Origin of the sequence: Azospirillum sp. BE72, assembly GCF_031455875.1 — a bacterium.
GTDB lineage: Bacteria > Pseudomonadota > Alphaproteobacteria > Azospirillales > Azospirillaceae > Azospirillum.
In genome coordinates this window covers 125,551-149,870 of the sequence record NZ_JAVDTO010000011.1, presented here as the reverse complement: position 1 = coordinate 149,870, position 24,320 = coordinate 125,551, and the positions used below count along the sequence as shown (strand labels likewise).

Sequence of the window (24,320 nt, the reverse complement as noted above, 5' to 3'; positions counted from 1 at the left end):
GCGGGAGAGGGGGTAGGACGCTTGTCAGAGTGCAGTGGTTGCCAAAGCGACGACAGTCCCCTCTCCCGCGATCGGACCGGCCTTTGGCCGGCCGAGTGCGGAGGAGGGTTAGGGAGGGGGCGTCCGCAGCAACTACTCCTTGAACCCCGCCATATGCTCGAACAGGTGGCGCTTGCGGCGGATCTCCGCCTCGGCCTCGTCCAGCAGGGCGTGATAGCGCTCGGGGTTGCTGCGCTCCACCGCGCTGAAACGCGACTCGCCGGCCATGAATGCCGCAAGGCCGGCGGACGGGGCGCCGCTGTCCAGTTGCAAGGCGGTCTTGCCGTCGGCCAACCGGCGCGGGTCGCGGCGGTAGAGCGACCAGTGGCCGCTGTCCACCGCCAGCTTCTGATGTTCCAGCCCGTGCGACAGCTCGAAGCCATGGGCGACGCAATGGCTGTAGGCGAGGACCAGCGACGGGCCGCGGTAGGCCTCCGCCTCCATCAGGGCGTTCAGCGTGTGGCTGTCGCGGGCGCCGAAGGCGGTGCGGGCAACATAGACATGGTCGTAGGCCATCGCCATCAGCCCCAGATCCTTCTTGGCGGCGGACCGGCCGGCGGTGGCGAACTTGGCGGAGGCGCCGATCGGCGTCGCCTTGGACTGCTGGCCGCCGGTGTTGGAATAGACTTCCGTGTCCATCACCAGGATGTTGACGTCGCGCCCGGATGCCAGCGCATGGTCGAGCCCGCCATAGCCGATGTCGTAGGCCCAGCCGTCGCCGCCGACGATCCACACGGATTTGCGGACCAGATAGTCGGCCAACTGCTCCAGCCGGCGGGCCAGCGGGTCCTTCACCGCGGCAAGCTGCCCCTTCAGGATGGCGACGCGGCCGCGCTGGGCGCCGATGCCGGCCGAGTCGGATTGGTCGGCCTGCAGCAACTCCGTAACCAGACCGGGTTCCAGCTGGGCGGACAGAAGCGCCAGGGTATCGCGCGCCTGTTCGGCCATCTGGTCGATGGCGACGCGCAGGCCGAGCCCGAACTCCGCATTGTCCTCGAACAGCGAGTTGGCCCAGGCCGGACCGTGGCCGGTGGCGTCGGTGGTGTAGGGGGTGGTCGGCAGGTTGCCGCCATAGATCGACGAGCAGCCGGTGGCGTTCGCCATCACCATGCGGTCGCCGAACAGCTGCGTCAGCATCTTGATGTAGGGCGTCTCGCCGCAGCCGGCGCAGGCGCCGGAGAACTCGAACAGCGGCTCCAGCAGCTGGGTGTGCTTGACGGTGGCCGGAACCGACTCGCGCGGGATGGCCGGCAGGCTGCGGAAGAAGTCGAAGGCCTCCTGCTCGCCGGCCAATTCCTGGACCGGCCGCATCTCCAGCGCCTTGCGGCCGGACCCGCCCTTCTCATGGGCCTTGTCATGCGCGGGGCAGGCGGCGACGCAGAGCGTGCAGCCGGTGCAGTCGGCCGGCGAAGCCTGCAGGCGATAGCGCCCGCCGGGAAACTCGCGGCCTTTGTAAGGGATGGTCTCGAAGCCGGCCGGCGCGTCGGCCAGCGCCGACTCCGGAACCACCGTGGCGCGGATGGCCGCGTGCGGGCAGACCAGCACGCATTTGTTGCACTCGATGCAGAGGTCGGCGTTCCAGCCCGGCGCCTCCGCCGCGATGCTGCGGCGTTCATATTTGGAGGTGCCGGTCGGCCAAGTGCCGTCCACCGGGAAGGCGGAGACGGGCAGCCGGTCGCCATGGCCGGCGATCATCATGGCGGTGACGCGCTTGACGAAATCGGGCGCCGTCTCCGGCACCGGGGCCGGCCGGTCATGGTCGGCGGTGACGTGATCGGGCACCGGCACGGCGCGGAGATGGGCGAGCGCCTGATCGACGGCGGCGATGTTGCGCCCCACCACCTCCTCGCCGCGGCGGGAGTAGGTCTTGACGATGGCGGCCTTGATGTCGGCGATGGCGTCCTCGACCGGCATCACGCCTGACAGGGCGAAGAAGCAGGTCTGCATGATGGTGTTGACGCGGCGGCCGAGCCCGGCCTCGCGTGCGACCGCGCCGGCGTCGATGGCATGGAGCGATAGCTTGCGTTCGATGCAGATGCGCTGCACCTCCGCCGGCAGGGCGTCCCACACCTGTTGCGGCGTGCCGGGGGCGTTCAGCAGGACGATGGCGCCGGGGGCGGCCATCTCCACCACCTCCACCCGCTCCATCAGCGGCAGATGGTGGCAGGCGACGAACTCGGCCTGACCGATCAGGTAGGGCGCATGGATCGGCTCCCTCGCGAATCGCAGATGCGACACGGTGGTGGAACCGGATTTCCGGCTGTCATAGACGAAATAGGCCTGGGCATGGCCGCCGGTTCCGGATTTGGCGGTGCGGGCCTGGATGATCTTGATCGAATTCTTGTTGGCGCCCACTGTGCCGTCGGCGCCAAGGCCGAAGAAGACCGCGCGGGAAACGCCCGGCTCCTCCATGCCCCAGGCCGGATCCCAGGGAATCGACTGGTGGGTGACGTCGTCGGTGATGCCGACGGTGAAGCGGCGCTTCGGGCGCTCGCGCTTCAGCTCGTCGAACACGGCTTTCGCCATCGCCGGGGTGAATTCCTTGGACGACAGGCCGTAGCGGCCGGCGATCACCATCGGCTCGGCAAGCGCCGGATCGGCGGCGCGGGCTTCCGCCAGGGCCGCGACCACGTCGAGGTAGAGCGGGTCGGCGACGGCGCCCGGTTCCTTGGTGCGGTCGAGCACGGCGATGCGCCGGACGGTGGGCGGCAGGGCCGAAACGAAGTCGGCGATGGCGAAGGGGCGGAACAGGCGGACGGTCAGGCAGCCGACCCGCTCCCCCTCCGCCACGAGCCGCCGGACCGCGCCGGCGCAGGTCTCGGCACCGGAGCCCATGATCACCACCACGCGCTCCGCCTGCGGATGGCCGACATAGTCGAACAGACGATAGGCGCGGCCGGTGCGCGCGGCCAGTTGGTCCATCATCTCCTGCACGATGGCCGGGCAGGCGTCGTAATAGGGATTTGCGGCTTCGCGCGCCTGGAAGAAGACGTCCGGATTCTGCGCGGTGCCGCGGACGACGGGATGGTCCGGCGTCAGGCCGCGGCGGCGGTGGGCATCGACGCAGGCATCGTCGACCAGCGCGCGCAAATCCTCGTCCGACAGGGTCTCGACGCAGTTGAATTCATGCGAGGTGCGGAAGCCGTCGAAGAAATGCAGGAACGGCACCCGCGCCCGCAAGGTCGCGGCATGGGCGACCAGCGCCATGTCGTGCGCCTCCTGCACATTGGCCGATGCCAGCATGGCGAAGCCGGTCTGGCGGCAGGCCATCACGTCGGAATGGTCGCCGAAGATCGACAGCGCATGCGTCGCCAGCGTGCGGGCCGCCACATGCATGCAGAAGGGCGTCAGTTCCCCGGCGATCTTGTACATGTTGGGGATCATCAGCAGCAAACCCTGCGACGCCGTGAAGGTCGTCGCCAGCGCGCCGGCCTGCAACGCACCATGGACGGCGCCGGCCGCTCCCCCCTCCGACTGCATCTCCACCACGTCGGGAACGCTTCCCCACAGGTTGGGACGGCGCGCCGCCGACCATTCGTCGGCGAACTCCCCCATCGGCGAGGACGGCGTGATGGGATAGATCGCGATCACGTCGCTGGCGCGGTAGGCCACAGATGCCGCCGCCTCGTTGCCGTCCATGATGCGGACGGGGGACGGGGCGGGGCGCGATGCGGCCCGGATGGATGCGGCCTCTGTGGATGCTGTGGGCGTCGGGGTATTGGTCATGCCGGAAAAGTCCTCTTGCGTGGCGACGGTCGTCTCCGTGGGGCGTCTTTGACGGACAAGGCCGGCAGTTGCGGAAGCCGGCGGAAAACGCGGCAGGAAGCGGCGGTCGACCGGGGGAAAGGGTCTGCTTACTGATGGATCGACGCAATGACGCGTGTCAGTCCGTCGCGGATTTTCCGCCCGCCGCCGCCCTGCGCTGCACAACGGTCTGATATATTACTTTTGCAAGGAAGGTCTCAATTTGTCGCACCGCAACATGCGCCGCCGTCCAGGCGTGCCATGGGAAATCTCCGGTGCGGGCACCCGAAGCCGGCAGTCCGCGCGGGCGCCAAGCGCGCACAGCCCATTGATCCAGATCATTTATCGCCATCGGCTGCAATGGCCTCCTACATGCGGATGCGGAAGGCCGACCGCTCTTTCGCAGAAATCCGAACTGAAAGACCAGCTTTTCAACCCCTGGAAATAGTTGCGTTGCAGCAAAGCAAAGGCCGTCGGCACCGGTCCTGATTATGCTGCGACTGCGAAGAAATCAGCGCACCGCAACATTGGCCTGCGACATTTTCGCTAAGGCCGAAGACGGTCCCGGAAAACCACTTGATGCCTTCACTGATATATTAATATAACGCCTTCAACGCTGCTCCCGCCCTCTTGAAATCAAGCGGAAGCGCACCCGTCGCCCGGCACCGAACACCCGCAGGCATGGCATTCCGGCCAAGGAAAGCCGCCCAGGGCCTGTACGTGCGCACCGGCGCCTGCCGAAGCAGGCTTGTGAGGAAAGAATGAAGAAGATCCGTGGTTTGCGGTGGCAAATCCTTGCCCTGATGATGCTCGGCACCGTGGTCAACTACATCGACCGCAACACGCTGGGTATCCTGGCGCCGACGCTCAAGGAACAGCTCCACTTCACGACCGAGCAATATTCCTTCATCGTCAGCGCCTTCCAGCTCTGCTACAGCCTGATGCAGCCGGTCGCGGGTTACATCACCGACCTGATCGGCCTGAAGCTCGGCTACGCCATGTTCGCCTTCGTCTGGGGCACCGCGGCCGCCATGCATGCGCTGGCCGGCAGCTGGCAGTCGATGGCCTTCTTCCGCGGCCTGCTGGGCATCAGCGAGGCGGCCGCCATGCCGTCGGGCGTGAAGACCTCCACCCTGTGGTTCCCGGCCAAGGAACGTTCGATCGCCACCGGCTGGTTCAACACCGGCAGTTCGATCGGCGCGATGGTCGCCCCGCCCTTCGTCATCTGGCTGTCGCTGACCTATGGCTGGCAGGAAGCCTTCCTCGTCACCGGTCTGCTGGGCATCGGCATGTCGGCTCTGTGGTACATGCTGTACCGCAACCCCGAGAACCATCCGCGCCTGACGAAGGAAGAGCACGCCTACATCCTGGAAGGCCAGGAGCATGTCGAACTGCCGAAGCCGTCGGTGAAGCGCGTGCTGGGCAAGGGCAAGTTCTGGAGCATCGCCGCCGCCCGTTTCCTGACCGAGCCGGCGTGGCAGACCTTCAGCTTCTGGATCCCGCTGTACATGGTCACCACGCGTGGCATGGACATCAAGCAGTTCGCCCTGTTCGCCTGGCTGCCCTTCCTGTTCGGTGACCTCGGCTGCATCCTCAGCGGCTACCTGTCGCCCTTCTTCGTGAAGCGCTTCAAGATGTCGCTGGTCAACTCCCGCATCGCCGGCGTCGGCATCGGCGCGGTGTGCATGGTCGGCCCGGCCCTGATCAGCTTCTCCGCCAGCCCGATCACCGCCATCTTCCTGTTCTCGCTGGGTGCCTTCGCCCACCAGATGCTGTCGAGCCTGCTCTACGCCCTGGTCACGGACACCTTCGAAAAGCAGGACGTCGCGACGGCGACCGGCTTCGGCGGCATGGCCGGCTACATGGGCGGCATGATCTTCTCGCTGATCATCGGCCAGCTCGCCACCACGATCGGGTACGAACCGCTGTTCGCCTGCCTGACCGTGTTCGACCTGACCGCCTTTGTGATCATCGCCCTGGTCCTGGGCGAGCGCGGCAAGAAGGGCGCCCCGTCGGTCCCGAACGCCGTCACCGGCACCGCGGACTGAGCATCCGTCAGTCCTGCAATCCCGAACGCCCCCCGGCCTTTCCGCCGGGGGGCTTTTTTCGTCTCAGTCGAGCGGCAGCTGGACAAAAAAGCTCACGGGCGGCCGAACATGCTTGCCAAGGAAATAGGATATTAGTATATTAGTCCTCGTACCGCTGGATGCGCCGTGGTCTGATCGCGGCACAACTTGTTGGACGTTCCTCTCGGACTTCAGAGCCGCCGGTTTTCCGACGGCTCTTTTTTTGTGCCTGCCCCGGGCAAGAGGACGGGCGGGAGGATCGGCCTTCGGACGGCGGTCGCTCAGCGGCGCCCGCCGACCTCGTCCAGATGCTTCAGCATGTCGGCAGGATCCTCATAGACGCGCAGGGCACCGGACCGCTCCAACTCCTCCCGGCCATAGCCGCCGGACAGCAGCCCGATGCCGAGCGCCCGCGCCCGCTGGGCCGCGATCATGTCCCAAATGCTGTCGCCGACCACGAAGGCGCTCGCGATGTCCACGCCGATGCGGGCGGCGGCGGCCAGGAACAGGTCGGGATCGGGCTTGGCAAACTGCACCTCGTCACGCGTCACCACCGCCGCCCGGCCGGGATCGACACCCAGCTTTTCCAGCGCGGGCCTCGCGGTTTCCATCCGTCCGCTGGTGGCGATCGCCCATGGGATGCCCATGCCGGTCAGGGCCTCCAACAGGTCCCGCGCGCCGGGCAGCGGCACGACTCCGGCGGCCAGCCGCTTGTAAGCCTCCGCATGGCGGCGGCGCAGCCGGTCGAGAAGGTCCTGGTCGATGGCAAGCCCGGTTTCCCGCAGCAGCATGTTGGTGAACAGCCCGCCGCTCATGCCGATCTTGCGGTGGATGCGCCACACCGACAGCGCGATCCCCTCCTCGTCGAGTGCCTCCTTCCAGGCCAGCACATGCTGATACACGGTGTCGGTCAGCGTCCCGTCCAGGTCGAACAGGAAGGCGTTGGTCGTGTGGGGAAAGCTGGTCATGTCCCTCTGGTCCATCGGTTGACTGGGCAAGATCGCCGATGCCGGCATGCCGGACAGGAACAGACGTGGGGGCGGCGGCCACGCTTCGCCAAACATTTGCAGTTGACGACGATGGATTTCCTTCACCGATAATCCGCGCGAACTTCACCACCACTTTCACCATGCTTGCGCGAACACTGCCGCTTCCGCTGGCGTATTGACTCCGATACAGTCCCCGACAAAGCTTGCGGCCGGTCGGTTGGGCATGGTGTTGGGAGTGGGAGACGCGCGTGTTGGAAACGCCGCAGGGCGACGGGTGGTCTGCCGATGATGATCTGGTCACCCTGCTGGATCACGTCAGCAGGCTTGTCTATGGCATCGGCTTCGCCGACGGGCTTTTCCCGGCGCAGTGGGTGGCGCTGCGCTATTTCCACGACTCGCCTGAGCCGGCACGCACGCTGACGGCCCTGGCCCGGTTCCAGCGAATCCACCTCGCCCCGGTCTCGCGCACCGTCTCCACCCTGGTGGACAAGGGACTGCTCGCCCGCCGGCCCCATCCGGGATTCAAGCGTGGCTGGCTGTTCGACTTGACCGACGAGGGCCGGGCATTGCTGGTCCGCGATCCGTTGCGCCAGTCGCTGGGTCCGCCCATCGCCGGACTGGCGGAGGACGAGCGGGCGATGCTGGGCCGCCTGATGAAGCGGATCATCGCCCACATGCAGGCCGGACCTGTGACGGAGGACAAGGCGCAGGATAAGGCGGAAGACCCGCCGGTCGCCTGAACCGGCGGACGCGCCAGCCTGTCGCGCCCGCCGCACGCCCGCATCAGTAGGTCAGCCTTTCGATGTTCTGCAGAACCAGCTGGTGATTGCTCTGGTCCTCCAGCGTGACCGTGGTGTCGGTGTTGAAGGTCAGGCCATGGCCCGAAGGGTCTACGGTGTAGGCAACCCCCTGGGCGTCGAGCTGCTGCAGCCAGTTGCCGCCGACATTGGCGACGAAGGCCCCGACCTCGACCACATCGGTCCAATTGCCCACGCCGCCGTCGATCGTCAGATCTCCGTTGCGCGGCGCGAAGATGAACAGGTCGTCGCCATCGCCGCCCGACATGCTGGTCGTGGTGCTGCCGGCATAGAGGATGTCGGCACCCGCGCTTCCGGTCATCGCCGCATCGTCCGATACCAGCACCTCCAGCGCCATCGGGTCGCTGGACAGACCCTGGCCGTCGCTGACCGTCACCTCCAGCGTCCGGGCACCGGTGCCGCCGGGGGTCAGGGCCATGTGGCGGAGGATGTCGGTGTAGGTGGCGGTGGATGCGGTTCCGGCCAGCGACAGCTGGTGGGTGGCGTCGTTCCAGCTGACCTCGATTCCCGTGCCGGACACGGTCTTGTGGCCGGTGGCCGGATCGGTGTCGATGGTCAGGCCGGCCAGGGTCAGCGTGTCACCGGTCTGCGAGCCGGCCGCAATGCGGATCGACATGCCGGACATGACGCTGCTGTCCACATCGGTGATCGTCGCATCGGCGGCCACCGCCGGATGGTCGGTGGCGTCGGCGGCGATGACGGCGGTGGCGTGGCCAGCCGCCAGGGTCGGCTTGTCGTTCACCGGATCGACGGTAACCGTCACGGTCTCGGCCACCGAGGCGCTGTCCGCGCCATCCCGCGCGGTCGCCGTGACCGACAGGATGACCTGTCCGCTCGCATCGGCCGGCGGGGTGTAGGTCAGGCCCGACAGCTGCGCGGTGGTGAGGGTCCAGCTGCCGTCGGCGTTGTGGGTGCCGTGGTTCAGGCTGGCGCCGGTCGGCACGCCGGTGATCCGCACCCCGACCGTTTCCGACCCGTCGACGTCGGTCGAGGCGGCGGTGATCGTCAGTGCGATCGCCGTATCCTCCCGCCCGTTGACGGCGGAAACCACCGTCAGGTCGGGGGTGTCGGCCACCGGGGTCACCGTCACCGCCAGCGTGCCGGAAGTGGTCGCCGCCACCGCGCTGCCGTCCTTCGACGTGGCGGTGACGGACAGGGTGAAGCTGGTGCCGCTGTCGGGCGCCGGCTTGATCGCCAACCCGGCCAGTTGGTCAGGCGTCAGCGTGATCGACCCGTTGGACGGGGTCAGCGTCTCCCCGGCGGCATTGGACAGTGTGGCCCCGGCCGGGATGTCATTGATGGTGACGGTGAGCGTCTCCGACGGGTCGGTCAGCGCGGGGGTGATGGACAGCGGGATAGTCCCGTCCTCCATCCCCGTGGCGGGCCGGAGGTCCAGGGTCGGCGCGTCGGAGACGGCCGTCACCGTGACCGGCAGCTGCGCCACGATGGAGGCCGGGGTGGCGCTGCGGTCGGTGGAGGTGGCGGTCACGGTCAGGGTGAAGTCGCTGTCGTCGTTCGACGGCGGCTTGATCGCCAGGCCGGAGAGCTGCGCCGCGGTCAGGGTGACGCTGCCGTTGACGACCGTCAGCGCGCCGTTGGCGGTGTTGGTCAGCTGCGCCCCTGTGGGGATGCCGCTGATGGTGATGCTCAGCGTCTCCGAACTGTCGGTCAGGGCGGAGCTGATGGTCAGCGGGATCGTCGCGTCCTCGTCGCCCGTGGCCGCTGCAACGGTCAGGGTCGGGGTGTCGGACACCGGATCGACCGTCACGGCGAGCGTCTTGCTCACCTCGACCGCGTTGGCGGCGCCGTCCTTGGCGGTGGCCTTGACGGTCAGGGTGAAGTCGGTGTCGCTGTTCGGCGGCGGCTTGATCGCCAGACCGGCAAGCTGGCCCGGATTGAGCGTGATCTTGCCGCCGCTGATGGTCAGGGTGTCGCCCGCGGTGTTGGTCAGGGTGGCACCGCCGGGGATGCCGCTGATGGCGATCGTCAACGATTCCGACCCGTCGGTATCGCCCAGCAGCGCGCTGATCGACAGCGGAATACTGGTGTCTTCGTCCCCGGTCGCGGGCAGGACATCCAGGGTCGGCGTGTCGGTCACCGGCGCGACGGTCACCGGCAGCTGCGCGCTGGTGCTGACCGGCAGGGCGTTCCGGTCGGTCGCCGTCGCCGTGACGGTCAGGGTGAAGTCATCGTCCTTGTTGGCCGGCGGGGTGATTGCCAGACCGGCAAGCTGGCCCGGGTTCAGTGTGATGCTGCCGCCGGTGATGGTCAGGGTGTCGCCCGCGGTGTTGGTCAGCTTGGCCTCATCCGGGATGCCGCTGATGGTGATGGTCAGCGTTTCCGAGCCATCGGTGTCGGTCAGCGCCGGGTTGATCGCCAGCGCGATCGCCCTGTCCTCGTTCCCGCTGGCGGCGGTGACCGCCAGGGTCGGGGTATCGGACACCGCGCTCAACGTAATCGGCACCGTCACCACCTTGGTCGCCGTGCTGCCGTTGGACTCGATGCTGACGGCGGTGACGGTCAGGGTGATGGGCGCATCGCTGTTGGACGGCGGGGTCAGCGACAGCCCGTTCAACTGGGCAGGCGTCAGGGTCCAGCTGCCGTCGCCGTTTCGGGTGCCGGCCGACAGCAGTGCGCCGGAGGGCACGCCGGTGATGGTCACCAGCCCCAGACGCTCCGACCCGTCGGTATCGTAGAGCGCGACCGACAGGTTCAGCGGCAGGACGGTGTCTTCCGTCCCGGTCAGCGGACCCGCCGTGATGACGGGCTGGTCGGCGACCGGATCGACGCTGACGCGGAACAACTGGCTGGTGGTGGCGGTAGCGCCGCCGTTCTCCTTCGTCGTCGCGGTCAGGGTCAGGTTGAAGTCGGTGCCGCTGTTGGCGGGCGGCAGCAGCTTCAGCCCGCTCAGCTGCGCCGCGGTCAGGTCGACCGCGCCGGCGATGGGCGTCAGGGTGTTGCCGTTCGCATCGATCAACACCGCGCCGGCGGGAAGGCCGGACAGGACGATGGTCATCGTCTCCGACCCGTCGGTATCGACCAGGGACGCCTTCAGGTTCAGCGCGATTTCCGTGTCCTCGCTGCCCGAGGCATTGGCCACGATGACGGTGGGTGCGTCGGTCACCGGCGTGACATCGACATGGATGGTGGCGGTGGTGGTGGCGGTGCTCTTGTTGGAGCTTTCCAGGCTGGTGGCGGTCAGCGTCAGGTCCATGCCGCCGGAATAGTTGCGCGGCGGCGTGACCGTCAGCCCGGACAGTTCCGACGGCTTCAGCGTCCAGGACCCGTCGCCGTTGTTGGAGCCCTTGTTCAGCACCGCGCCGGCCGGCAAGCCGGACAGGATGACCGCCATCGTCTCCGACCCGTCGGTATCCATGAGGTTGGCCGACACGTTCAGTGCAATGGCCGCGTCCTCCGCCCCCGTCGTGTTCAGGACGGCGACATCCGGCGCGTCGGCGACGGCGGTGTAGGTGACGTCGAGGGTCTTGGACGACCAGGCCTCCGCCGCCGTACCGTCCTTGGCGGCAGCATCGACGGTCAGCGTCACCGTGCCGGCGAAGTTGGCGGGAGGCGTCAGGGTCAGGGCGGAACGCTGCGCCGGTGTCAGGCCGGACAGGTCGTAGACGCCGTCGCCGAGCGACGTGCCCGCCGACAGGGTGAACCCGGCCGGAACCGTCACCTTGAGCGCGGTGATCACCTCGCCGCCGCCGACCAGATCGGTGACCGCGGCGGAAATCGACAGGCTGGCGGCATGGTCCTCCTGCGCCGTGACCGAACTGGCGGAAATCGACGGGGCGTCGCTGACCGGCGCCACGTCGACGGTCAGGGTCTTCGTCGTCGTCGCCCGGTCGGCGTTGCTGGTCTCGCGCGAGACGGCGGTCACGGTCAGCTGGAAGGTGCCGCTCGCGTCGGCCGGCGGGGTGAATTTCAGCCCGGCAAGCTGGTTGGGTGTCAGCACCCAGCGCCCGGTGGTGGAATCCAGATATCCGGCCGACAGCGTGGCGCCCGCCGGCACCCCTTCGATGACGATGCTGGCCAGAACTTCCGAACCGTCGGTGTCGTCCAGGGCGGCGGCAATGTTCAGCGCGATGGCCGCGTCCTCGTTGCCGGAGGCCGCCTGGACGGTCAATTTCGGGCTGTCGGCCACGGCGGTGACGGTCACGTCCTGCGTCAGCGTGGTGTGGGCGCCGTTGCCCGAGGTCACATCAAGGGTGATCCTGAAGTCGGCATCGCTGTTGGCAACCGGCTTCAACGTCAGACCGGCCAGTTGCTCCTTGGACAACGTGATGGAGCCACCGGTGATGGTCAGCGTGTCACCGGCCGTATTGGTCAGGCTGGCACCGGTCGGGATCCCCGACAGCGTGACGAAGGTCACATTCTGCCAGTTCGCCAGACCGGCTTCGATGCCCAGGGCGACCGCGGAATCCTCGGCGGTGGTCACGGCCGCAGGCCGGGCGCTGCCGACGCTGGGATCGAGTGTGGGAGGGGTGGTGCCGCCGCCGTTGCCGCCGTCGCCGCCGTTGCCGCCATCTCCGCCGCCGGACGAGCCGCCCCCGTTGGAGCCGCCGCCAGTGGTGGTCGAAGTGGTCCAGCTCAGCACGAAGCTGTCGGACACGCTGGTGTTGCGGTCGCCCTCGCTTTCGATGCTGTAGGGGTTGACCATCAGCGTCACGCTGGCCGTGTCTATGTTGGTGGTGGTGTTGACGCTGTGGGCGATCCCTGCGGCATTGGCATCCTTGACGGTCAGCTTCAGACCGCCTTCAGCCAGCGCCGCGGCATAATCCTCCGCGGTCAGCGTCCAGGTGCCGTTGCCGTTGTCGAGGCCGCGCGACAGTACCATGCCCTTCGGCATGCCGGAGATGGTGACCGCCAGCTTTTCAGACTCGTCCGTATCCCTAAGGTAGGCGTTCAGGTTCAGCACCAGATCGGTCGGCACGGCGCCCGTCACCGTGTGATCGTCGACGTGGTAGGCCTCGACCGCGTTGTTCGTCCCATGCGACACCGGCGCGTCGGCCACCGCGGTGATGGAGACGGTCGGGGTGTAGGTCTTGGTCAGGCTGTCGGTGCCGTCGACCACCGTCACCTTCACGGTGATGGTGAAGTCGTCGGCACGGTGCTCCGGCACGATCAGCCGCAGGTTGCCGAGCTTGGTTGGATCGACTGTCCAGCTGCCATCGGCATTGTGGGTCAACGCACCCACATCCGTGCTGGTCAGCGTCGCCCAGGACGGCAGATCGGAAATGACGATCGCGGAGATCTGCTCCGAGTGGTCGATGTCGCTGGTGAGCGCCGAGATGGTCAGCGGAATGCCGCCGACCGCATCCTCCAGCGCGCTGGCGCGGATGGAGACCTTCGGTTCGTCGGCCTTGGGATCGACGGTGACGATCAGGTCGCGGGTATCCTTCAACATCCCGCCGGAGGTCACGCCGTTCACCGTGATGATCGGCGCACCGTTGCTGTCGGTGGTGATGACGTCCACCTTCAGCGAAACGGTTCCGGCGAAGTCCTTCTTCGTCGTCAGGGTCAACTCGTCGCGATAGGCGACATCCACCGACCAGCGGCCGTTGCCGAGATAGACCAGCCCGCTCTCGCGCCCGGCCGGCAGCGACAGCCAGGAGTCCGCCGGCAGGTTGCTGATGACCAGCGACAGGCGCTCCGACGTGTCATTGTCGAGCATCACCAGATCGCCGAGGCGCAGGTTGATCGCCGTGTCCTCGTTGCCGCGGGCGCTGAGCGCGCCGTTCGGCGTCACCGCATCTGCGACGCCCTGCACCTCGACATGGACGGTGACCGATGTCGCGTCCGCAAAGGAACCGTTGGAGCGTTCCGTCGCCCGCGCGGTGAAGATCAGATCGAAGCCGGTGTTGGAATTCTCCGGCGGGATGACGGACAAGCCGGTCAGCTGCTCCGGCCTAAGGGTTATCGACCCGTTGCTGATGACCAGCGTATCGCCAGCCGAGTTGCGGAGGCTGGCGCCGGCCGAGATGCCACTGATGTGTATGGTCAGCACCTCCGAACCGTCGCGGTCGGCCAGGGCGGCGACCACCGACAGCGGGATGGCGGTGTCCTCGCGCCCCACCGCGTCGGAGGCCGACAGCACGGGCGTATCGGCGACAGCGGTGACGGTCACCACAAGGGACACCGGCGCCGAGGTGGCGGTGGTGGTTCCCTCCACCGAGGTGGCGGTGATCTTCAGCGTCACCGCGCCGGAGTAGTTGGACGGCGGCGTGAAGGTCAGGTTGCTCAACTGGGCCGGCGTCAGAGTCCAGCTGCCGTCGGCATTGTGGATGCCCGCGGACAGCTTCGCCCCTTCCGGAACACCGGTGATGGTGATGTGGTCCAGCGTTTCCCCCGTCAGGTCGGACAGCCGGGCATCGATGGCCAGGGCGATCGCGCTGTCTTCGGGCCCGGAAGCGGCATGAGGGGTGACGACGGGGGCGTCGGCCACGCCGGTGACGGTGATCGTCAGGTTGGCCTTGGCCGAATTGGCGGTGGAGCCGTTCTCCCTCTCCGCTGAGGTGGCGACGACGCCCAGCGTGATGGTGCCGGAAAAGTCCTGCGGCGGGGTCAGCCGCAGGCCCGCCAGCTGCGCCGGGGTCAGCGTCCAGGTGGTGCTGCGGTCCGACTGGGTGCTCGCCACCGTGCCCGCGCTGAGGCTCGCGCCATCCGGCACGCCGCTGATCGTGATCAGGCTGATGGACTCGGACCCGTCGGTATCTTTCAAGGTCGGCTTGATGGTGAGAAGGACCGAGGTATCCTCAGCGGTCGCGGCCGTAGCGGCCGTGACCTTGGGAGCGTCGGCGACGGCATCCACGGTGATGATGCCGGTCGCAGTCTGCACGAGGCTGCTCGCCGTGGCGCCGCTGCCGTCGACCGTCTCGACCCTCAGCGTGTAGTTGAGGTCGGCATCGGAATCGGAGTCGGTGACGATCTTCAGGCCCTGGATCTTCCAGACCCCGGCGGTGGTGCCGTCGGCCTGCAATGCCGTGGTCGGGATCGTCCAGCTGTAATTGCCGCCGGTGGAGCCGTTGGTCAGAAGCACGCCGTTGAGATAGAGCTTGGCGCCACCGGCATCCAATTGGTTCGACGGGATCAGCAGGGTGATGCTCTCCACCTTCTCCGGACTGGCGGCATCGACGTCGCTCAGCGTGATGGTGGGGGCGAGGGCGATGCCGCCAGCCAAATCCTCGTTGCCGCGCGCGTCCAGCGTGGTGATCTGGAACGGGTCGGCGACCGGGGCGACCGTGATCGTCTGCACGGCGGTGGACGTGCCGCCGAAGGCGTCCGTCACCGTGAAGGTAAAGGTGTCCGTCCCGCTGAAATGGGCGTCGGGGGTGTAGGAAAAGCTGCCGTCGGCATTGACCACCAGCGTGCCGTGAGTCAGGCGCACCGGCTGGCCATTGTCGCCCGGTCCCTTGTAGGTCAGCGTATCGTCGATGCGGCCGTTGGCCGTGTCCTGGTCGGTCGCCCGCAGGGTGCCGGTGACGGCGGTGTCCTCGTTCGTCGAGGTGGTAGCCGCCGTTGCGGCCGGAGCATAGTTCAGCGCGGTGCGGACGCTGACCGGCTGGCCGTCGACGTAGAGTTCCAGCTTTTCGAAATCCGCCACCTTGATGCCGAGCGCGGACAGGGTGGCGGCGTTGGCGACGTCGGTGTCGGTCGTCGCGGCGGTCGGGCTGGCCGCCGCCGTCTCGATCCGGTCGCGCAGGGTGCGCAAATCGGCCAGGATCGAGGGATTCGACAGCTGAGCCGTGGTCAACATGACCCGGAAGGTGTCGATGCCGGTATCGCCGTCCTGAAGTTCGGGACTGGTCGAGGTGCCGCCGTCGGTGCCGACGGTGAAGATCGACAGGTCGTCACCCGCCCCGCCGCTGACGGTGTCGATGCCGGCCCCGCCGGTGATGGTGTCGTTGCCGGCGCCGCCGATCAGGATGTTGGCGACACTGCTTCCGGTGATCACGTCGTCGAAGGCCGAGCCGGTGACGTTCTCCAGGTTCAGAAGAACGTCGGTGCCGTCGCCGGTGCCGACGCCGGTCGTCAGATCGGCATTCACCGGACCCGCGGAGGAGGCGTAGGTCACCGTGTCGTTGCCCTCGCCACCGTCGATGGTGTCGTTGCCGGGACCGCCGGCCAGCAGGTCGTCGTCGGCACCGCCGTCCAGGCTGTCGTCGCCCAGACCACCGAGCAGGGTATCCTTGCCGGCACCGCCGAAGATGGTGTCGTTGCCGGCGCCACCCTCCAGGCTGTCGTCGCCCTTCGGGGTATTGGTGAAGCTGATGGTCAGCGTCTTGGCCGTGCTGTCGGCGGTGCTGGTGTTTTCCTGCTCTTTCGACGTGGAGACGACGGTGAGGGTGATGGAGTTGTTGGCGTCACCTTCCCTGGCGGTCAGCGTCAGACCGGACAGCTGGGCCTCGGTCAGGGTCCAGGTACCGTCGGCATTTCGGGTGCCGGCGCTGAGCGTTGCGCCGGTCGGTACGCCGGAGATCGTCACCTTGGAAATGGATTCCGACCCGTCGGTGTCCTTCAAGGCAGCGGTGATGGACAGCGCCGTGGTGAAGGTTCCGGAACCGTCGCCATAAATGACGTCGTCGCCGCTGCCGCCCAGGATGGTGTCGTTGCCCGCACCGCCGGACAGCGTGTCGGCATTGTCGGTACCGGTCAGCGTGCCGTTCTGGCCGACAGCCAGATCATAGGTGACGGGCGTGACGGAGACCGTCGGCGTATCGGCGACCGCGACGACGGTGACGGCCAGCGTCTTCTGGACCGGAACAGGGGAAATCCCCCGGTCAAGGGCCGTTGCGGTGACGGTCAGGGTGAAATCGTCGCCGCTGTCCTGCTTCGGCTTGATCTTCAGGCCGGCCAACTGCTCCGCCGTCAGGGTGATCGACCCGTTGGTGACGGTCAGCGTGCCGTTCAGCGTGTTGGACAGAGTGGCGCCGCTGGGAATGCCGCTGATGACGATGCTCAGCGTTTCCGACCCGTCCAGATCGGTCAGGGCGGAAGTGATGTCCAGCGCAATGGTCGTGTCTTCGTTGCCGCTCGCCGGCTGAACGGTCAGCGTCGGCGTATCGGTGACGGGATTGACGGTCACGACCAGGTTTTCGGTCTTGGTCGCCTCCGCGGCATCGCGGTCCTTGGAGACCGCGGTCACGCTGAGCGTGAAGTCCACATCGCTGTTCGGCGGCGGCGTGATCGTCAGCCCGGCGAGCTGTTCCGGCGTCAGGGTGATCGAGCCGTCGGTGACCGTCAGCGTGCCGTTCAGCGTGTTCGCAAGCGTGGCGCCGGGGGGGATCCCGCTGATGCGGATGGTCAGCACCTCCGACCCGTCGCTGTCGGTCAGGGCCGGGTTGATCGTCAGCGGGATCGCGCTGTCTTCGTTGCCGGTGACGGCCTGGACCGCCAGCGTCGGGGTGTCCGACACCGGGTCGACGGTGACGCGCAGGGTCTCGCTCTTGGTCGCCTCGATGGCGCTGCCGTCCTTGGCGATGGCGGTGACCGTCAGCGTGAAGTCACGGTCGCTGTTCAGCGGCGGCGTGATCGTCAGGCCGGTCAGCTGATCCTTGGTCAGCGTCCATGTGCTGGTGCCGTCCGTCTGCGTGCTCGTCCTGGTGCCGGCGCTGAGCGCTGCGCCCGAAGGAACACCGGCGATGGTGATCTTCAGCTCCTCCGAGCCGTCGGTGTCCGTCAGCGCCGACGTGATGACCAGCGGGATCGCGCTGTCTTCGTTGCCGGAAGCCGCCGCAGCGGTCAGCGTCGGCATGTCGGTCACCGGATCGACGGTGACGCGCAGGGTTTCGCTCTTGGTCGCGGCGACGGCGCTGCCGTCCTTGGCGATGGCGGTGACCGTCAGGGTGAAGTCGACGTCGCTGTTCAGCGGCGGCGTGATGGTCAGGCCGGTCAGTTGATCCTTGGTCAGCGTCCATGTGCTGGTGCCGTCCGTCTGCGTGCTCGTCCTGGTGCCGGCGCTGAGCGTTGCGCCCGAAGGAACACCGGCGATGGTGATCTTCAGCTCCTCCGAGCCGTCGGTGTCCGTCAGCGCCGACGTGATGACCAGCGGGATCGCGCTGTCTTCGTTGCCGGAAGCCGCCGCAGCGGTCAGCGTCGGCATGTCGGTCACCGGGTTCACCGTCACCACAAGCGGCTCGCTCTTGGTCGCCTCGATGGCGCTGCCGTCCTTGGCGATGGCGGTGACGGTCAGCGTGAAGTCACGGTCGCTGTTCAGCGGCGGCGTGATCGTCAGACCGGTCAGCTGATCCTTGGTCAGCGTCCAGGTGCTGGTGCCGTCCGTCTGCGTGCTCGTCCTGGTGCCGGCGCTGAGGGTCGCGCCCGAAGGAACACCAGCGATGGTGATGCTCAGCGTCTCGGAGCCGTCGGTGTCCGTCAGGGCCGGGTTGATCGTGAGCGGGATGGCCGCGTCTTCGTTGCCGGTCGCAGCGCTGACGGTCAGCGTCGGCGTATCCGACACCGGATTAACCGTCACCACAAGCGGTTCGCTCTTGGTCGCCTCTACCGCGCTGCCGTCCTTGGCGATGGCGGTGACGGTGAGCGTGAAGTCACGGTCGCTGTTCAGCGGCGGCGTGATGGTCAGGCCGGTCAGCTGATCCTTGGTCAGCGTCCAGGTGCTGGTGCCGTCCGTCTGCGTGCTCGTCCTGGTGCCGGCGCTGAGGGTCGCGCCCGAAGGAACACCAGCGATGGTGATGCTCAGCGTCTCGGAGCCGTCGGTGTCCGTCAGGGCCGGGTTGATCGTGAGCGGGATGGCCGCGTCTTCGTTGCCCGTCGCAGCGCTGACGGTCAGCGTCGGCGTGTCCGACACCGGATTAACCGTCACCACAAGCGGTTCGCTCTTGGTCGCCTCTACCGCGCTGCCGTCCTTGGCGATGGCGGTGACGGTGAGCGTGAAGTCACGGTCGCTGTTCAGCGGCGGCGTGATGGTCAGACCGGTCAGCTGATCCTTGGTCAGCGTCCATGTGCTGGTGCCGTCCGTCTGCGTGCTCGTCCTGGTGCCGGCGCTGAGGGTCGCGCCCGAAGGAACACCAGCGATAGTGATGCTCAGCGCCTCGGAGCCGTCCGTATCCGTCAGGGCCGGGTTGATCGTGAGCGGGATGGCCGTGTCTTCGTTGCCGGTCGCAGCGCTGACGGTCAGCGTCGGTGTGTCGGTGACCGGATCGACGGTGACGCGCAGAGTCTCGCTCTTGGTCGCGGCGACGGCGGTGCCATCCTTGGCGATGGCGGTCACCGTCAGGTCGAAATCGGCATCGCTGTTCAGCGGCGGCGTGATGGTCAGCCCGGCCAGCTGGGCCGGAGACAGAGTCCAGGTGGTGGTGCCGTCCGGCTGGGTGACTGACGTTCCCGCGCTGAGGGTCGCCCCTGCCGGAACACCCGCGATGGTGATGCTCAGCGCCTCGGACCCGTCGGTATCGGTCAGGGCCGGGTTGATCGACAGCGGGATTGCCGTGTCTTCGTTGCCCGTAGCGGCCCGGACCGTCAGCGTCGGAGTGTCGGATACGGGATCGACGGTGACGCGCAAGGTCCGGCTCACCGGCACGGCGGCGGCAACGCCGTCCTTGGCGGTGGCGGTCACCGTCAGGTCGAAATCGACGTCGCTGTTCAGCGGCGGCGTGATCTTCAGCCCGGCCAGCTGCTCCGGCGCCAGGGTGATCGACCCGTTGCCGATGACCAGCGCGTCGCCGGCCGTGTTGGACAAGCTCGCTCCCGCCGGAATGCCGCTGATGGTGATCGTCAGCGACTCCGACCCGTCCAAATCGGTCAGGGCGGGTGTGATCGTCAGCGGAATGCCGGTGTCTTCGTTGCCGGTCGCAGCTGTCACGCTCAGGGTCGGAGTGTCGGTGACCGGATCGACAGTGACGCGCAGAGTCTCGCTCTTGGTCGCGGCGACGGCAGTGCCGTCCTTGGCGATGGCGGTGACGGTCAGGTCGAAATCGACATCGCTGTTCAGCGGCGGCGTGATGGTCAGACCGGTCAACTGGGCCGGAGTCAGAGTCCAGCTGGTGGTGCCGTCCGGCTGGGTGACGGACGTTCCGGCGCTGAGAGTCGCCCCCGCCGGAACACCGGTGATGGTGATGCTCAGCGCCTCCGACCCGTCGTTGTCGGTCAGTGCCGGGCTGATCGTCAGCGGGATGGCGCTGTCTTCGTTGCCAGTAGCGGCCTGGACCGTCAGCGTCGGAGTGTCGGACACGGGATCGACGGTGACGCGCAGGGTCCGGCTCACCGGCACGGCGGTGGCGACACCGTCCTTGGCGATCGCGGTGACGGTCAGAGTGAAGTCGACATCGCTGTTCGACGGCGGCGTGATGGTCAGCCCGGTCAGCTGGGCCGGAGTCAGAGTCCAGGTGGTGGTGCCATCCGCCTGAGTGACGGACGTTCCGGCGCTGAGGATCGCCCCTGCCGGAACACCGGCGATGGTGATGCTCAGCGCCTCCGACCCGTCGGTGTCGGTCAGTGCCGGGCTGATCGTCAGCGGGATGGCGCTGTCTTCATTGCCGGTGGCGGCCTGGACCGTCAGCGTCGGAGTGTCGGTGACCGGATCGACGGTGACGCGCAGAGTCTCGCTCTTGGTCGCCTCTGTCGCCGAGCCGTCCTTGGCGATGGCGGTAACGGTCAGGGTGAAATCAACGTCGCTGTTCAGCGGCGGCGTGATGGTCAGGCCGGTCAGCTGGGCCGGAGACAGAGTCCAGGTGGTGGTGCCGTCCGGCTGGGTGACTGACGTTCCCGCGCTGAGGGTCGCCCCTGCCGGAACACCCGCGATGGTGATGCTCAGCGCCTCCGACCCGTCGGTGTCGGTTAGTGCCGGGCTGATCGTCAGCGGGATAGCGGTGTCTTCATTGCCGGTGACGTCCTGGACCGTCAGGGTCGGAGTATCCGACACCGGGTTCACCGTCACCTGCAGCGCTTCGGTCCTGGTCGCCGCAACCGCCGACCCGTCCTTGGCGGTGGCGGTAACGGTCAGGGTGAAATCAACGTCGCTGTTCAGCGGCGGCGTGATGGTCAGCCCGGCCAGCTGGGCCGGAGACAGAGTCCAGGTGGTGGTGCCGTCCGGCTGGGTGACTGACGTTCCCGCGCTGAGGGTCGCCCCCGCCGGAACACCCGCGATGGTGATGCTCAGCGCCTCGGACCCGTCGGTATCGGTCAGGGCCGGGCTGATCGACAGCGGGATTGCCGTGTCTTCGTTGCCCGTAGCGGCCCGGACCGTCAGCGTCGGAGTGTCGGATACGGGATCGACGGTGACGCGCAAGGTCCGGCTCACCGGCACGGCGGCCGCGACACCGTCCTTGGCGGTGGCGGTCACCGTCAGGTCGAAATCGACGTCGCTGTTCAGCGGCGGCGTGATCTTCAGCCCGGCCAGCTGCCCCGGCGCCAGGGTGATCGACCCGTTGCCGATGACCAGCGCGTCGCCGGCCGTATTGCTGAGGCTGGCGCCGGCCGGAATGCCGCTGATGGTGATCGTCAGCAACTCCGACCCGTCCAAGTCCGTCAGGGCGGGGGTGATCGTCAGCGGAATGCCGGTGTCTTCATTGCCGGCCGCAGCGCTGACGGTCAGCGTCGGTGTGTCGGTGACCGGATCGACGGTGACGCGCAGAGTCTCACTCTTGGTCGCGGCGGCGGCGGTGCCGTCCTTGGCGATGGCGGTGACGGTCAGGTCGAAATCGACGTCGCTGTTCAGCGGCGGCGTGATGGTCAGACCGGTCAACTGGGCCGGAGTCAGAGTCCAGCTGGTGGTGCCGTCCGGCTGGGTGACTGACGTTCCCGCGCTGAGGGTCGCCCCCGCCGGAACACCCGCGATGGTGATGCTCAGTGCCTCGGACCCGTCGGTATCCGTCAGGGCCGGGCTGATCGACAGCGGGATTGCCGTGTCTTCGTTGCCCGTGACAGTCTGGACCGTCAGCGTCGGAGTGTCGGATACGGGATCGACGGTGACGCGCAAGGTCCGGCTCACCGGCACGGCGGCGACGCCGTCCTTGGCAATCGCGGTGACGGTCAGGGTGAAATCGGCATCGCTGTTCGACGGCGGCGTGATGGTCAGCCCGGTCAGCTGGGCCGGTGTCAGCGTCCAGGTGGTGGTGCCGTCCGGCTGGGTGACGGACGTTCCGGCGCTGAGGATCGCCCCTGCCGGAACACCGGCGATGGTGATGCTCAGCGCCTCGGACCCGTCGGTATCCGTCAGGGCCGGGCTGATCGACAGCGGGATGGCGCTGTCTTCATTGCCGGTGGCGGCCTGAACCGTCAGCGTCGGCGTATCGGTGACCGGATCGACGGTGACACGCAGGGTTCGGGCGACCGAGACCGGGGCGGCGACGCCGTCCTTGGCGGTGGCGGTCACCGTCAGGTCGAAATCGACGTCGCTGTTCAGCGGCGGCGTGATCTTCAGCCCGGCCAGCTGCTCCGGCGTCAGGGTGATCGACCCGTTGCCGATGACCAGCGCGTCGCCGGCCGTGTTGGACAAGCTCGCTCCGGCCGGAATGCCGCTGATGGTGATCGTCAGCAACTCCGACCCGTCCAAATCCGTCAGAGCCGGATCGATGGTCAGCGGAATGGCGGTGTCTTCGTTGCCGGTCGCAGCTGTCACGCTCAGAGTCGGCGTGTCGGTGACCGGATTGACCGTGACGCGCAGGGGCGCGCTGGTGCTGGCGGGATCGGCCCCGCCGTCCCGCGCGGTGGCGGTGACGGTCAGGGTGAAGTCGACATCGCTGTTCAGCGGCGGCGTGATCTTCAGGCCTGCCAACTGGCTGGGCGCCAGCGTGATGGTGCCGTTGCTGATCGTCAGGGTATCGCCGGCAGTGTTGCGCAGGCTGGCGCCGACCGGGATGCCGCTGATGGTGATGCTCAGCGACTCCGAACCGTCGGTATCGGTCAGGGCCGGATCGATGACCAGCGGAATGCCGATGTCCTCATCCCCAGCCGCGGCGGTGACGCTCAGCGTCGGCGTGTCGGACACCGGATTGACGGTGACGCGCAAGGGCGCGCTGGTGCTGACCGGCGTGGCGGATCCATCGATGGCGGTGGCCGTGACGGTCAGGGTGAAGTCGGCATCGCTGTTGTTCGGCGGCGTGATCGACAGGCCCGCAAGCTGCGCCGGGGTCAGGGTCGCCGTGCCGTTCACCACCGCCAGCGCGCCGCCGGCATTGCGCAGCATTGCCCCGTCCGGAATGCCGGACAGGGTGATGGTCAGCGTTTCTGATCCGTCGGTGTCGGTCAGGGCAGGGCTGATCGTCAGCGGGATCCCCGTATCCTCGCTGCCGCTCGCCGTCTGGACGGCCAGGGTCGGCATGTCGGAGACCGGGTTGACCGTGACCAGCAGCGGGGCGCTGGTGCCGGCCGGAGCCGCGGTGCCGTCGGTGCTGGTCGCCGTAACCGTCAGGGTGAAGTCGGCGTCGCTGTTCAGCGGCGGGGTGATCGCCAATCCGGCGAGTTGGCCCGGCGCCAGCGTGATGGAACCGTTGGCGATCGTCAGCGTCTCGCCGGCCGCGTTGGTCAGGACCGCGCCGGACGGAATGCCGCTGATGGTGACGTTCAGCGTCTCCGACCCGTCGGTGTCGGTCAGGGCCGGACTGATGGTCAGCGGAATCGCCGTGTCCTCATCCCCCCTTGTGGCGGCGACGCTCAGCGTCGGGGTGTCGGACACCGGATTGACGGTGACCGGCAGGGTGGCGGTGACGCTGGTCGGAGCCGCGTTGCCGTCGGTGCTGGTCGCGGTGACGGTCAGGGTGAAGCTGTCGCCGCTGTTCGGCGGGGGTGTCAGGGTCAGGCCGGGAACCTGCGAGGAGGTCAGCAGGATAGTGCCGTTCACCACCGTCAGGATGGTGCCGGAGGCGTCGCGCAGGACCGCTCCGTCCGGAATGCCGGACAGGGTGACGCTCAGCACCTCCGTGCCGCCGGTGTCGGTCAGGGCAGCGTCGATGTTCAGGGCGATGGCCGTGTCTTCGTCGCCGGACACGCCATTCACCGTCAGGTTCGGCGTGTCCGACACCGGGGCCGGAGTCGCGGCGGCATCGTCGCCGGTGGTCTCCGCCGCATCCTGGATAACGGGCGCCGCGATGTCGGGGAGGGCCCCGTCGTCGATCACCTGATCGGGCGTCTCCGGCATCGGGATGTCGGACAGGGCGGCGGGCAGTTCGGTGAAGGCCGTGGTCGTGCGCGCGTTGGACAGCAGGTCCACCCGCTCAACCATCGTGGCGGCCGTTTCGCGGCGCTCCTCCGTCGAAATTCCGGACCCGTCCGGTCCGGAGGGGCCGGAGCCCAGCGTGCCTTCCGTGCGCAGCACGTCGCCCGCCAGCAGGGCAGCCACCGCCGCCTGATCGGTCGCCACCGCCACCGACTCGCCGACCACCTCGCCGATCTGCACGACGCCGCCGATCATCAGATCCTCGGCGCCGCGATAGTCGGTCTGGACATAGCCGAGCGTGTCGTCCGGCCGCTGGAGTTCCACGGAACTGGCCTCGTGGATCACGCCGCTCAATCGGGTCGCGTCGACCTGCTGCAAGAGGGTCAGATCGTCCAGGATCTGACGGTCGTCGACCGCCGGGGTGTTGCCCTGAACCGCTTCCTCAGCCATCGGACCGCTCCATAAGTCGGGTGCAAATTCGCGCCACGCTACTCGTCACGACCCTAGGTTCTAGCCCTCTTAGTTGCTTGTGATAAGAAACTTCCTG

General features: G+C 67.6%; 5 protein-coding genes. 2 read left to right on the top strand and 3 right to left on the bottom strand.

Annotated elements, in window-relative coordinates; all coding sequences use genetic code 11:
- Positions 1–132: 132 nt before the first annotated feature.
- Positions 133–3,678, bottom strand: coding sequence for a pyruvate:ferredoxin (flavodoxin) oxidoreductase (nifJ, locus tag J2Y49_RS22730; protein ID WP_310117324.1), 3,546 nt, complete (start codon positions 3,676–3,678; stop codon positions 133–135).
- An 866-nt stretch (positions 3,679–4,544) separates the two neighbouring features.
- On the opposite strand from nifJ, the gene J2Y49_RS22725 reads away from it, so the two are divergent.
- Positions 4,545–5,831, top strand: coding sequence for an MFS transporter (locus tag J2Y49_RS22725; protein WP_310117254.1), 1,287 nt, complete (start codon positions 4,545–4,547; stop codon positions 5,829–5,831).
- A gap of 299 nt (positions 5,832–6,130) precedes the next feature.
- Here the strand turns inward: J2Y49_RS22725 and J2Y49_RS22720 are convergent, their stop codons facing one another.
- Positions 6,131–6,817, bottom strand: coding sequence for an HAD family hydrolase (locus tag J2Y49_RS22720; RefSeq protein ID WP_310117252.1), 687 nt, complete (start codon positions 6,815–6,817; stop codon positions 6,131–6,133).
- Between the two features lie 269 nt (positions 6,818–7,086).
- On the opposite strand from J2Y49_RS22720, the gene J2Y49_RS22715 reads away from it, so the two are divergent.
- Complete coding sequence (locus J2Y49_RS22715; RefSeq protein WP_310117249.1) at positions 7,087–7,578, top strand: MarR family transcriptional regulator; 492 nt, start codon at positions 7,087–7,089, stop codon at positions 7,576–7,578.
- 43 nt (positions 7,579–7,621) lie between these two features.
- Here J2Y49_RS22715 and J2Y49_RS22710 read toward each other — a convergent pair whose 3' ends face one another.
- Positions 7,622–24,223: a tandem-95 repeat protein gene (locus tag J2Y49_RS22710; RefSeq protein ID WP_310117247.1), complete on the bottom strand. Its 16,602-nt coding sequence runs from the start codon at positions 24,221–24,223 to the stop codon at positions 7,622–7,624.
- Positions 24,224–24,320: the final 97 nt, after the last annotated feature.